Genomic DNA, 11952 nt, shown 5'->3' on the forward strand with positions numbered 1-11952 from the left:
GGCCATCCCCCACGAAAGCCGCCCGAAGGAGCCGAATTCGTGACACTGGCGACCGCAAAGGCGCGGTCAGGCAAGGACACGCCGGGGGAGGGGCGGCCACGGGAGAAAGTGGTCGACCGGGGCGCCTGGTTCCTGGTGCTGCCGGCCCTCATACCCATCCTGGTGCTCAGCGTCGGCCCCCTGCTCTACGGCATCACCCTCGCCTTCACCGACGCGCAGTCCGGCCGCACCGAGCCCACCGAGTGGATCGGGACGCTGAACTTCCAGGACCTGTACCACGACACGCTCTTCTGGGAGTCGTTCCGGATCGGTCTGGTGTGGGCGGTCGGCGTGACCGTCCCGCAGTTCGTGCTCGCGCTCGGCCTCGCCCTGCTGCTGAACCAGCGGCTTCGGTTCCGCTGGCTCGCCAGGGCCCTCGCGATCATCCCCTGGGCCATGCCCGAGGTCGTCGTCGGCATCATGTGGCGCCTCGTCTACAACGCGGACGCCGGAATCCTCAACGAGACGATCCGCGACTTCGGCCTCGGTGACGGCCGCGACTGGCTCACCGGCCTTGCCACCGCCCTGCCCGCCGTGATCGTCGTGGGGATCTGGGCGGGCATGCCGCAGACCACTGTCGCGCTGCTCGCCGGACTCCAGAACACCCCGGACGAGCTGCACGAGGCGGCGGCGCTGGACGGCGCGGGCGCCTGGCGCCGGTTCCGCACCGTCACCTGGCCCGCGCTCAGGCCCGTCGCCCTCGCCATCACCGCGCTCAACTTCATCTGGAACTTCAATTCCTTCGCCCTGGTCTACGTCCTGACCAACGGCGGCCCCGGCGGCCGTACCCGACTGCCCATGCTCTTCGCTTACGAAGAGGGCTTCCGCTACGGCCAGTTCGGCTACGCGGCCGCCATGGGCTGCGTCATGGTCGCCGTGATCTCGGTGCTTCTCGCCTTCTACCTGGTCGGACGCATCAAGGCAGGGGAGGAGAAATGAGTCTGCGCACCAGCGGGCCCGCCCGCGCCGGGCAGTATCTGGCGCTCCTGTGCTACCTGGTCTTTCTCGGCTTCCCGTTCCTGTGGCTGATCTCCACCGCCTTCAAACCGGCGCGTGAGCTGGGCAGTCTGCACCCCACCTGGATCCCCGACAGCCCGACCCTGGAGAACTTCCGGCAGGCGTTCGACGAGCAGCCGCTGCTCAGGGCAGCCGGCAACAGCCTCACCGTCGCGCTCTCCGCCGCGCTGATCGCCGTGGTCATCGCGACGCCGATGGCCTATGTGATGGCCCGGCAGCGCGGCAGGCTCGCCACGGTGGCGACCGGGTGGGTGGTGGTGAGCCAGGCGTTCCCGTTCGTCCTGGTGATCATCCCGCTCTTCCTGGTGCTCAAGAACCTCCATCTGATCAACTCCCTCTTCGGGCTGGTCATGGTGTACGTGGTGTGGTCCCTGCCGTTCGCGCTCTGGATGCTGGTCGGGTACGTACGGGCCGTACCGGCCGAATTGGAGGAGGCCGCGGCGGTCGACGGCGCGGGCCGGCTCCGTACGCTCGTCTCGGTCACGGCCCCGCTGCTCGCGCCGGGCATCGTCGCCACCGCGATGTTCGCGTTCATCACGGCGTGGAACGAGTTCTTCTTCGCCCTTGTCCTGCTCAAGACCCCGGAGAAACAGACGCTGCCGGTGATCCTCACCCACTTCCTCGGCGCCGAGGGCGTCGCCGACCTCGGCCCGCTCGCGGCGGCGGCGTTCCTCGCGACGATCCCCTCACTCGTCATCTTCGCGGTCATCCAACGACGGATCACGGGCGGCATGCTCGCCGGGGCGGTGAAGACCTGATGCGTACGAGGACCCCGATACGCGCGAGAACGCGGCTGGTGGCCGCCGCCGCCACCCTCGGCCTGCTGCTCACCGGCTGCTCCGGCTCCGGCGACGGCGATTCGGCGGACGGCCGGATCACCCTGCGCTTCCAGTCGCTCGCCTGGCAGGACGAGTCGGTCGCCGTCAACAAGGCGCTGGTGAAGGAGTGGAACGCCGCCCATCCCGAGGTGAACGTCGAGTACGTGCAGGGCAGTTGGGACAGCGTCCACGACCAGCTCCTCACCTCCTTCGAGGGCGGCGAGGCGCCCGACATCATCCATGACGCCTCCGACGACCTCGCCGACTTCGCGTACGGCGGCTATCTCGCCGATCTCGACGGGCTGCTGCCCGACCGGCTGAAGCGGGACATCCCGGAGCGCAGCTGGCAGACCACGGCCTTCGGCGACGGGCTGTACGGCGTGCCGTTCCTCCAGGAGCCGCGCGTGCTGATCGCCAACAAGAAGATCCTCGAAGCCTCCGGCGTCCGGATCCCGACCGTCGAGAAGCCCTGGACCTGGGCGGAGTTCAGGTCCGCCGCCAGGGAACTGACGGCGGGCGAGGGGCGGGAACCGGCGGCGGGGCAGGCGGAGTACGGGGTGGCCTGGCCGCTCAAGGACCCGGTCTCCGCGACGCTCAACCTCAGCCGGTCCACCGGTGGGCAGCTCTTCCACCGGGGCAAGGACGACAAGGTGACGATCAAGTACACGGAGGCCGACGCCGAGGTCCCCGCCGTCATCCGCGACCAGGTCAACACGGACGGCAGCGCCTCGGGCGCCACGCTCGGCATGGGCGGTTCGGACACACTGCCGGGGTTCTTCGCGGGGAGGTACGCGATGGTGCCGCTCGGGTTCTCGTACCGTCAGCAGATCATCCAGCAGGCGCCGAAGGGCTTCGAGTGGACGGTGCTGCCGTCGCCCGCCGGTGCCGACGGCGCGACGCAGGGGGTCAGCCCGCAGACCCTGTCGGTCTCCGAGGACACGCGGCACAAGGAAGAGGCCGTCGCCTTCATCGACTTCCTGCTCCAGCCTTCGAGCATGGTCCGTCTCGCGCGGGGCGACTGGATGCTCCCGACGGGTACGGCGGCGCTCGCCGACCCGTCCCTGCACACGGAGAAGGACGGCTGGTCGACCGGTGCGGCGCTCGCGCGCGAGCTGCGGCCTGCGCCCGCCCAGTCGGTGCGCGGCTATCCGGAGTGGAAGGACAAGGTCGCGACCCCGGCGCTCCAGGAGTACTACAGCGGCGCGATCGACCGCGCCGAGCTGGAGAAACGGCTGGTGAAGGACGGCAATCTGGTGCTGGCCCGCTATCAGCGCTGAGGGGGGCCGCCGTCCGACTCCAGACGGGCGGCGCGGTCCTGGAGATAGCGCTGCTCGGGAAGGCTGGTGGTGAGCCGCGCCGCCGTACGGTAGTCGGCGAGCGCGGACTCGCGGTCGCCGGCCCGCTCCAGCAGATGGGCCCGGACCGCGTACAGGCGGTGGTACCCCGTCAACCGTCCGTCGGAGCCGAGCGGTTCGAGCAGGGCGAGTCCGGCGCGCGGGCCGGAGACCATCGACACGGCGACGGCGTGGTTGAGCGTGACCACCGGATTGGGCGCCAGCGCTTCGAGCAGCTGGTAGAGGGCGACGATCTGCTGCCAGTCGGTGTCCTCGGCGCGTACGGCCTCCGCGTGTACGGCGGCGATCGCCGCCTGCACCTGGTACGGCCCGAGTTCGGCGTGCGTCAGGGTGTCCGAGATCAGTGCGACGCCCTCGTCGATGGAGGCCCGGTCCCACAGCGCGCGGTCCTGCTCGGCGAGCGGGACGAGGGAGCCGTCCGGCCGGGTGCGTGCCGAGCGTCGGGCATCGGTGAGCAGCATCAGCGCGAGGAGCCCGGCGGTCTCACCGGCCATGGCGCCGTCGGAGCGGTGGCCGTCTTCGGCGGTCCCGGTGCTCGCGGGGTCCCCGCCCGGCAGCAGCCGGCGTACGGTCCTGGTCAGCCGGATCGCCTCGCCTGTGAGCTCGCCCCGGCGCAACTCCGGGCCCGAGGTGGCGGTGTAGCCCTCGTTGAAGATCAGGTACAGCACGTGCAGCACCGAGCGCTGCCGGTCGGGCAGTTCGTCGGGCGGCGGCATCCGGAACCGCGCGCCCGCCGCCTTGACGCGCTGTTTGGCACGGCTGACGCGCTGGGCCATCGTCGCCTCGGGGACCAGGAAGGCGTGCGCGATCTCCGCCGTGGTCAGCCCGCCGACCGCGCGCAGCGTGAGCGCGATGCGGGACGGCGGGGTGAGAGCGGGATGGCAGCAGAGGAAGAGCAGGGTGAGTGTGTCGTCCTCGTGCGCCGGCTCGTCGGCGGCGGGCGCGTACCACTCGTCCGCCGGAGTCAGCGCGGCGATCGTCTCCTCCCGCCGCCGGTCGGCCGCCTCGCTGCGGACGCGGTCGGTCAGTCTGCGCGACGCGACGGTGACCAGCCAGCCGTCGGGGCTGTCCGGCACACCGTCCCGGGGCCACTGGACGGTGGCGGCGAGCAGCGCCTCCTGGACCGCGTCCTCGGCGGCCTCGAAGTCGTCGTGGCGGCGTGCGAGCGCGGCGAGGACGCGCGGCGCCAGCCGGCGCAGCAGATCCTCGACGCGCTCGCCGTCCCGCCCGTACCCGCCGCCCGTCACATCTCCTGGCCGGAGGTGTCCATGATCGGGCGTACCTCGACGGCGGCGAACCGCGCGTCCGGGAAGCGTGCCGCGATCTCGGTGGCCCGCTCCGGGCTGTCGCAGTCGACCACGAAATAGCCGGCCAGCTGCTCCTTGGCCTCGATGTAGGGCCCGTCGGTGACGGCGGGGAGACCGTCAGTTACGCGTACGGACTTCGTGTTCACCGGGTCGGCCAGCGCCGTGCCGCTGATCAGTTCGCCGGACGCGGTGATCTCCCGCCACAGTTCGTCCGCCTGCCCGCTCATCCCGGCCCGCTCCTCGTCCGACATCGCGAGTGCCTCGCGGGTACGGAGGAAGGCCGGATGCCCCCAGCTCTTCGGGTTGCTGTAGATCATGATCAGGTACTTCATCTCGACTCCCTGCGCTCCGGACGTACGGTACGGCCCCGCTCGCGGACCACCGCTCAGCCCGTACCGGCGAGCCCGACGACATTGCCCTCCGGGTCGGCGAAGTGCCCGACCACGAGGGTGCCGGGGGCGGGGTGCTCGGGCTCGGGGCCCATCCGGCGGGTTCCGCCGAGGCGTTCGGCCTCCTGGAGGGCGGCTTCCACGTCGGGCACCCCGATGTAGAAGAGGACACGCGGCTCAAAGCCCGCGCCACCTGCGACCCCGCCGTTGATGCCGGACGCGCCGTCACCCGGCACGGGATTCGCGCCGCCGTGCACGAAGCCGTACTCGCCGGGCCGCGACACCGCGGGGGTGCTCGCGTCCCCCAGGTCGAAGTCCCACCCGAACAGCTCTCCGTAGAAGGCGCGCAGTCTGGCGGGGTCGGCGCCGACGATCTCGAAATGCACCACTGGCAGTCCCATGACCGCTCCTCTCCTCGTACCGCGTACGTCCCTGGTGGACGTCTTACAGCGAGGTCGGAGCCGGCGGACGGATCTCTACACGGATCCGCGTCCCACCGGGAGGAAATCGCCGGGCCTCCGTCCGACATAGACGAGACGTATCGTCTCGCTTCTGGTACGGTGAGTTCATGACCTCACGACAGCGCGCCCATATCGCCATGTTCTCCATCGCCGCCCACGGGCACGTGAACCCCAGCCTCGAAGTCATCAGGGAACTCGTCGCCCGCGGGCACCGCGTCAGTTACGCGATCCCGGCCTCGTTCGCGGAGAAGGTCGCCGAGACCGGGGCGGAGCCGGTCATCTACACCTCCACGCTGCCGACCGAGGACGACCCCGACGCCTGGGGCACCGAGCTGGTCGACAATCTGGAGCCCTTCCTCGCCGACGCGGTGCAGGCGCTGCCCCAGTTGGCCGGGGCCTTCGAGAACGACCGGCCCGACCTCGTCATCAGCGACATCACGTCGTACCCCGCGCCGATCCTGGCCCATCGGTGGGGCGTCCCGTATCTCCAGCTCTCGCCGAATCTGGTCGCCTGGGAGGGCTACTACGAGGAGGTCGGCTCCGCCCAGAACGCCCAGCTCGCCGAGTCGGAGCGCGGGCGGGCCTACCGCGCCCGCTTCCAGACGTGGCTGGACGAGAGCGGGACCGGCTTCGACCAGGACCGGTTCGTCGCGCATCCCGATCGTTCGATCGTGCTGATCCCCAAGGCACTTCAGCCCTTCGCCGACCGGGTGGACGAGTCGGTCTACACCTTCGTCGGCGCGTGCCAGGGGGAGCGGGCCGACCAGGGGGAGTGGGAGCGGCCGGCCGGGGCCGGGAAGGTCCTGCTGGTGTCGCTCGGCTCGGCGAACACCAAGCAGCCCGCCTTCTACCGTGCCTGCGTCGAGGCGTTCGGCGACCTGCCCGGCTGGCATGTCGTGCTCCAGATCGGCAAGTTCGTGGACCCGTCCGAACTGGGGGAGGTCCCCGGGAACATCGAGGTGCACTCCTGGGTGCCGCAACTCGCCGTCCTCAAGAAGGCCGACGCGTTCATCACCCACGCGGGCGCGGGCGGCAGCCAGGAGGGGCTCGCCACCGCCACGCCGATGGTCGCCGTACCGCTCGCTGTCGACCAGTTCGGCAACGCCGACATGCTCGTCCAACTCGGCGTCGCCCGGCGGCTGTCCATGGAGGAGGTGACTGCCGAGGCGCTGCGGGAGGCGGTCACGGCGCTGGCGGCGGACCCCGAGGTCGCCCGCAGGGGTGAGGAGATCAGGCAGGACATGGCGAAGGAGGGCGGCTCGCGACAGGCGGCCGACATCATCGAGGACGCGCTGCCGGTGCGTACCGCCTGACGCGCCTCGGGCGCGCGGCACGACGCCGTACGCCCGGCCGGTGGAGGCCGGCCGGGCGTACGGCGCGTGCGGTCCGCGACAGGTGACGGCCCGTCAGGCCCGTACGGGATCGGGCTGTTCGCCGGCCTTCCCGTACGGGGCACCCGCACCCGCGGCGCCAACGGCGGGGTCGGTCTCGTCGTGTGTCAGGTCCGGCAGCCACCGCAGCCACCTGGGGAAGTACCAGTTGCGCTCGTCCAGCAGCGCCATGATCGCCGGAAGCAGTATGCCCCGGATGATCGTCGCGTCGATCAGCACCGCAGCCGCCAGGCCGACGCCCATCTGCTTCATCGACTGCATCGACAGCGTCCCGAAGATGGCGAACACGGCGACCATGATCACTGCGGCGCTCGTCACCACGCCCGCCGTGGTCACCACCCCGTGGGTGATCGCCTCCCGGGTCGTACGGCCCTGCGACCGGGCCTCGCGGATCCGGGAGACCACGAAGACGTGGTAGTCCATCGACAGCCCGAAAAGGATCACGAAGAGGAACAGCGGTAGCCAGGAGATGATCGCCCCGACGCCTTCGGCGCCGACCAGCGACGCGCCCCAGCCGTGCTGGAAGACGATGGTCAGGATGCCGTAGGCGGCGCCGACCGACAGCAGGTTCAGCACGATCGACGTCACCGCGATCGTCAGTGATCTGAAGCAGAGCAGCATCAGTACGAAGGCGAAGATCACGACGAAGGCGAAGACGGGTGCCACGGCGCCGACGAGCTGGTCGTTGAAGTCCTTCGACCCGGCGACCTGGCCGGAGACCGGCGCCTCGACGCCGTCGACCGTGCCGAGCGTGTCGGGCCGCACCGTGTCCCGCAGCAGCTCCAGGCTCTTCTCGGCCCGGTCCTGGTCCGAGCCGCCGACCAGCGGCACCTCGATGATCGCGATGTTCTGCGCGTCGTGCGTGACGATCTCGACGGGCCCCTCCGAGGCGCCCGAACTCACCGCCCGCGTACGGAAGTCGGCGAGTGCCTGCCGTACCGGCGCGGCGTTGATGTCGTCCGCACGCACCACGACCTCCGCCGGGTCGGCGCCTCCCGGGAAGGCCGCGTTGACCCGCTCGTACGTCTGCACGATGGGCAGCGAGTCCCCGAACTCCTGGTCCAGCGTGAAGTTCTGGGTCTGCATGCCCACCGCGGGCAGGGCGATCGCGACGAGCGCGCCCGCGGCGACCACCAGCGCGGTCTTCGGCCGGCGCAGTACGCGGCCGAGCACCGCGCGCCAGAACCGGCTCTCACCCGTGCCGCCGGTGCCCGCGCCCCCGGCCGCGGCCACGCGCTGCTTCTTCGACTGCTTGAGCCGGTTCAGGAACGGCACCCGGCCCCGTTCCACGCGCTCGCCGAGCAGTGACAGCAGCGCGGGCAGCACGGTCACCGAACCGACCATCGCCACCGCGACCACCATCAGCGACGCGAGACCCATCGCCTTGAACTCGGCCAGCCCGGTGAAGAGCATGCCCGCCATGGCGACACAGACCGTCACGCCGGAGACGATCACGGCCCGGCCGCTCGTCGCCGCCGCGATCCGCAGCGCCGTTGCGGCGTCGCGCCCGGCCTCGCGCTCCTCGCGCTCACGCCGCAGATAGAACAGGCAGTAGTCGACGCCGACCGCCAGACCCACCAGCAGCATCACGGAGTTGGCCGTGTCGGTCATCGGCATGACATGGCTGACCACGCCCATGAGCCCCATCGTGGCCATGATGGCGGTGAGAGCGAGCGCGACCGGCAGCAGAGCCGCGACCAGGGCGCCGAACGCGATCAGCAGAATCCCCAGCGCGACCGGCACGGCGGAGATCTCCGCCTGCTTGAAGTCGTCACCGAACGCCTCGTCGAAGGTCTTGTTCATGCTGGCGCCGCCGATCTCGGCGATCCGCAGCGTCTCCTCGTGCTGTTCCGCGACGCCCTCGACGGCCTTGAGCACCGGCTCGACGCGCTCGCTCGACGTCTCGGGGTCGCCGCGGATGTTGAACCGCACCAGCGCGCTGCGCCCGTCCTTGGAGATGGTCTTCGTGTCGTACGGCGACGTGACGTCGGCGACCTCGCCCGTACGCTCGACCGCCGCCATGACCGCCGCGACCCCGGCGCGGAACTCCTTGTCGGTGGCGGACACGGACGAGTCGACGCCCTGGACGAGGACCGACTCGCTCACCGGTTCATCGAGACCCCCGTCCTCGATGATCCGCTCCGCCTGGCTGATCTCGCCGGACATCTGCTCGCTGTCCTTGACCTCGACCGTGCCCGCCGCCGAGCCGAGTCCCATGGCGAGTACGACGAACAGCACCCAGACGGTGACCGCCGTCCACCGGTGCCGCGCGCTCCAGCCGCCGGCCCGCGCCGCGATCCCGCGCGGGGCGGGCACCGTTCCCGGCCCCCGCTCCGGCGGTCCGCCGCGATCGCGTCCGTGTCCGCGTCGTTGTCTCTCTGTCGTACTCATCGCCGGTCCGTCCCCTTGGGCCCGAGAGCGGCCCTGCGCCGCTGTCCCTCTTCGAACTTAGGGTCGGATTCCGGCCTTCTCCTCCTGCCTCCCGGTGAGTCCGGATGCGCCCTGACTCCTCCTCATGGGGAGGGAGCACCCCTGACGAGCGGGATCGAGGCCCCTTACAACCAACCCGCCGCGGACGGAGGCGGAAGGCGCGGTCCGGGTTGGGTGAGGTTGGCCGATTTGGTGTGAAGAGAAGTTGTCCGCCACGTCACAGCGGTCTGAAGGTCTTGATCTGAGCGCGACAATCGGCCAGGGTTTCGAGCCAGCTCGCCGGAAGTTCTTCGTCCGGCGGGCTTTCCCCCCACAAAAGTTCACGAGGAGAAACCTCTTCATGGCAACTCATAAGCGCGCCAACCGGATGAGACTCACCGCGGCGATAATCGCGGTGGCGGCAGTGGCCGGTATCACCGCCTTCACCTCCCCCACGGCGGGGGCGGCGGTCACCCCCCTCGGCACGGTGTACGGGGCCGACGCCAAGGGCGCGGTCGCGGGCAGCTACATCGTGATGCTCGACCGGAAGGCGGACAAGAAGGACCTCGCCGCCGAGTACGGCGGGAAGCTCAACCGCACCTACGCATCCGCCATCAACGGCTTCTCGGCCAGCGGCCTTTCGGCCACCGAGGCCAAGCGCCTCGCCGCCGACCCGGCCGTCTCCAAGGTCGTGCAGAACAAGAAGTTCTCCATCGACGCCACCCAGGACAACCCGCCGTCCTGGGGCCTCGACCGGATCGACCAGACGGCCGCCGCCGGTGACAACGCCTACACCTACCCGGACGCGGGGGGTGAGGGTGTCACCGCGTACATCATCGACACCGGAGTCCGCGTCAGCCACGCCGACTTCGAGGGCCGCGCCTCGTCCGGCTTCGACGCCGTCGACAACGACGACAGCGCCGACGACGGCAACGGCCACGGCACCCACGTCGCCGGCACGGTCGCGGGCGCCGCCCACGGAGTCGCCAAGAAGGCGAAGATCGTCGCCGTCCGCGTCCTCGACGACTCGGGCAACGGCACCACCGAGCAGGTCGTCGCCGGCATCGACTGGGTCACCGCGAACCACACCGGCCCGTCCGTCGCCAACATGAGCCTCGGCGGCGGCGCCGACCCCGCCCTCGACGAGGCCGTCCGCCAGGCCATCGCCTCGGGCGTCACCTTCGGTGTCGCGGCGGGCAACGACACCAGCGACGCGGGCCAGACCTCCCCGGCCCGGGTGGAGGAAGCCATCACCGTCGCCTCCTCCACGGTGGACGACCAGCAGTCGGTCTTCTCCAACTACGGCCCGATCGTGGACATCTACGCCCCGGGCACCGACATCACGTCCACGTGGAACGGCAGCGACACCGACACGAACACCATCTCCGGCACGTCGATGGCGACCCCCCACGTCGTCGGCGCCGCGGCGCTGTACCTCGCCGGACACCCCGACGCCGCGCCGGCCGACGTCGCCACCGCCCTGACGGACGGTGCCACCCCCGACGCCCTCACCAATGCCGACCCGGGCACCCCGAACAGACTGCTGAAGGTCGTCGAGTGACCCGGGCGTGTTTCCGCTGAACACGCCCTGGGGTCCGGCTGGTCCGGAAGACAGCCCCCAGTCCCGCTGACGGCCCCTCACAGCGGACCGGCGGTCGCCGCGCTCTCCCCCACGGGGCGCGGCGGCCGTCTTCCGCATGCCGGAGCGGTATCGGCCGCCCGCCGACCTATCGTGGACCCATGACGACGACCAGATACGGGGCGCTGCTGCGCGGAATCAATGTCGGCGGGAGCCGGAAGGTCCCGATGGCCGCGCTGCGTGACGTGCTCAACGGCCTCGGCCACAGCGACGTCGTCACCTACCTCCAGAGCGGCAACGCCGTCTTCACCGACACCACCGGCGCCGACGAGTCCACGTTCGCCGCCGCGCTCGGCGACGCCATCCACGACAGGTTCGGCTTCGCCGTCGACTGTCTGGTGCGCGACGCCGCCTATCTGAAGGCCGTCGCCGACGCCTGCCCCTTCCCGGCCGCCACGCTCCAGGCCAAGCAGCTCCATGTCACCTACCTCTCCGGGTCGGCGGACCCCGGACGCTTCGCCGCGATCGACCAGGAGTCCTACCGTCCGGAGGAGTTCCGGATCGGCGACAGGGCGCTGTATCTGTACGTCCCCGACGGCCTCGGCCGCTCGAAACTGGGCGCGGCGCTGTCCAGACCCGGCCTCTACCAGGGAATGGTCGCCACCAGCCGCAACTGGAACACCGTCACGAAGCTGGTGGAGCTGACCCATGACTGAGTCGCCCGCGGTCGTCGCCGCCATCGAGACCGAACTGCACCTCCTCGACCCGGCCGTCCGCTCGTCGGCCGAGCTGATCGGGGAGGTGCTCCACCCCGAGTTCAGGGCGTTCGGCTCGTCGGGCCGGTCCTGGGACCGGCGGTCGCTCATCGCGCACCTCACCGCGCACGACGCGCCCGCGGCCCGGCCCGTCACGACGACCGGTATGCGGGGCGACGAACTCGCCCCGCACCTGGTGCTGCTGACCTTCGACACCGAGCACAAGGAGGTCTGGGCGCACCGGAGTTCCCTGTGGATGCTGACCGGTGGGCGCTGGCTCCTCTACTTCCACCAGGGCACCGTCTTCACGCCGGAGCACTCCTGACCGCGCCGGGCGCCGACCATTCGAGTGGGATCGGTCCCGCCGTGCCCGATATGTGGCTCCTGCACCGCTATAAAGGGGCCCGTCACGTTGTTCGACTGATGGGTACT

General features: G+C 70.6%; 11 protein-coding genes. 7 read left to right on the plus strand and 4 right to left on the minus strand.

All coding sequences use genetic code 11. The features are described from left to right. Window positions 1–39 precede the first annotated feature (39 nt). The 3 genes from IEY79_RS07805 to IEY79_RS07815 are packed head-to-tail and all read left to right on the plus strand — an operon-like array spanning window position 40 to window position 3151. Window positions 40–978, plus strand: a complete 939-nt coding sequence (locus IEY79_RS07805) for a carbohydrate ABC transporter permease (protein WP_189106594.1) — start codon at window positions 40–42, stop codon at window positions 976–978. Continuing rightward, window positions 975–1814, plus strand: a complete 840-nt coding sequence (locus IEY79_RS07810; RefSeq protein ID WP_189106595.1) for a carbohydrate ABC transporter permease — start codon at window positions 975–977, stop codon at window positions 1812–1814. The genes IEY79_RS07805 and IEY79_RS07810 overlap by 4 nt, the downstream gene beginning before the upstream one ends. After that, window positions 1814–3151, plus strand: a complete 1338-nt coding sequence (locus IEY79_RS07815; protein ID WP_189106596.1) for an ABC transporter substrate-binding protein — start codon at window positions 1814–1816, stop codon at window positions 3149–3151. The genes IEY79_RS07810 and IEY79_RS07815 overlap by 1 nt, the downstream gene beginning before the upstream one ends. On the opposite strand, the gene IEY79_RS07820 is transcribed toward IEY79_RS07815, so the two are convergent. The 3 genes from IEY79_RS07820 to IEY79_RS07830 are packed head-to-tail and all read right to left on the minus strand — an operon-like array spanning window position 3142 to window position 5326. After that, complete coding sequence (locus tag IEY79_RS07820; protein ID WP_189106597.1) at window positions 3142–4476, minus strand: RNA polymerase sigma factor; 1335 nt, start codon at window positions 4474–4476, stop codon at window positions 3142–3144. The two genes, IEY79_RS07815 and IEY79_RS07820, sit on opposite strands and share 10 nt — an antisense overlap. Continuing rightward, window positions 4473–4868, minus strand: coding sequence for a YciI family protein (locus IEY79_RS07825; protein ID WP_189106598.1), 396 nt, complete (start codon window positions 4866–4868; stop codon window positions 4473–4475). Before IEY79_RS07825 ends, IEY79_RS07820 begins: the two co-directional genes overlap by 4 nt. A 53-nt stretch (window positions 4869–4921) precedes the next feature. Beyond that, complete coding sequence (locus IEY79_RS07830; RefSeq protein WP_189106599.1) at window positions 4922–5326, minus strand: VOC family protein; 405 nt, start codon at window positions 5324–5326, stop codon at window positions 4922–4924. A 167-nt stretch (window positions 5327–5493) separates the two neighbouring features. On the opposite strand from IEY79_RS07830, the gene mgt reads away from it, so the two are divergent. Further along, window positions 5494–6699 (plus strand): macrolide-inactivating glycosyltransferase, encoded by a 1206-nt coding sequence (gene mgt / locus IEY79_RS07835; RefSeq protein WP_189106600.1) that lies wholly within the window; start codon window positions 5494–5496, stop codon window positions 6697–6699. Between the two features lie 93 nt (window positions 6700–6792). Here the strand turns inward: mgt and IEY79_RS07840 are convergent, their stop codons facing one another. Further along, window positions 6793–9168: an MMPL family transporter gene (locus tag IEY79_RS07840; RefSeq protein WP_189106601.1), complete on the minus strand. Its 2376-nt coding sequence runs from the start codon at window positions 9166–9168 to the stop codon at window positions 6793–6795. Between the two features lie 379 nt (window positions 9169–9547). On the opposite strand from IEY79_RS07840, the gene IEY79_RS07845 reads away from it, so the two are divergent. The 3 genes from IEY79_RS07845 (at window position 9548) to IEY79_RS07855 (ending at window position 11845) form a co-directional block, all read left to right on the plus strand. Next, the gene (locus IEY79_RS07845) at window positions 9548–10747 is read left to right on the plus strand and encodes a S8 family peptidase (RefSeq protein ID WP_189106602.1); all 1200 of its coding nucleotides are present in this window, start codon (window positions 9548–9550) and stop codon (window positions 10745–10747) included. Between the two features lie 179 nt (window positions 10748–10926). Further along, window positions 10927–11481 carry a DUF1697 domain-containing protein gene (locus IEY79_RS07850; protein WP_189106603.1) on the plus strand — a complete coding sequence of 185 codons (555 nt, stop codon included), beginning with the start codon at window positions 10927–10929 and terminating at the stop codon, window positions 11479–11481. Continuing rightward, window positions 11474–11845, plus strand: a complete 372-nt coding sequence (locus IEY79_RS07855) for a nuclear transport factor 2 family protein (protein ID WP_189106604.1) — start codon at window positions 11474–11476, stop codon at window positions 11843–11845. The genes IEY79_RS07850 and IEY79_RS07855 overlap by 8 nt, the downstream gene beginning before the upstream one ends. Window positions 11846–11952 lie beyond the last annotated feature (107 nt).

The organism is Streptomyces camponoticapitis, from assembly GCF_014646115.1.
Lineage (GTDB): Bacteria > Actinomycetota > Actinomycetes > Streptomycetales > Streptomycetaceae > Streptomyces > Streptomyces camponoticapitis.

What these genes read in the sequence shown, in the direction of transcription:
- IEY79_RS07810 (WP_189106595.1), top strand. Translation starts at nt 975, where the DNA reads ATGAGTCTGCGCACCAGCGGGCCCGCCCGCGCCGGGCAGTATCTGGCG.
- IEY79_RS07815 (WP_189106596.1), top strand. Translation starts at nt 1,814, where the DNA reads ATGCGTACGAGGACCCCGATACGCGCGAGAACGCGGCTGGTGGCCGCC.
- IEY79_RS07825 (WP_189106598.1), bottom strand. Translation starts at nt 4,868, where the DNA reads ATGAAGTACCTGATCATGATCTACAGCAACCCGAAGAGCTGGGGGCAT.
- IEY79_RS07830 (WP_189106599.1), bottom strand. Translation starts at nt 5,326, where the DNA reads ATGGGACTGCCAGTGGTGCATTTCGAGATCGTCGGCGCCGACCCCGCC.
- mgt (WP_189106600.1), top strand. Translation starts at nt 5,494, where the DNA reads ATGACCTCACGACAGCGCGCCCATATCGCCATGTTCTCCATCGCCGCC.
- IEY79_RS07840 (WP_189106601.1), bottom strand. Translation starts at nt 9,168, where the DNA reads ATGAGTACGACAGAGAGACAACGACGCGGACACGGACGCGATCGCGGC.
- IEY79_RS07845 (WP_189106602.1), top strand. Translation starts at nt 9,548, where the DNA reads ATGGCAACTCATAAGCGCGCCAACCGGATGAGACTCACCGCGGCGATA.
- IEY79_RS07850 (WP_189106603.1), top strand. Translation starts at nt 10,927, where the DNA reads ATGACGACGACCAGATACGGGGCGCTGCTGCGCGGAATCAATGTCGGC.
- IEY79_RS07855 (WP_189106604.1), top strand. Translation starts at nt 11,474, where the DNA reads ATGACTGAGTCGCCCGCGGTCGTCGCCGCCATCGAGACCGAACTGCAC.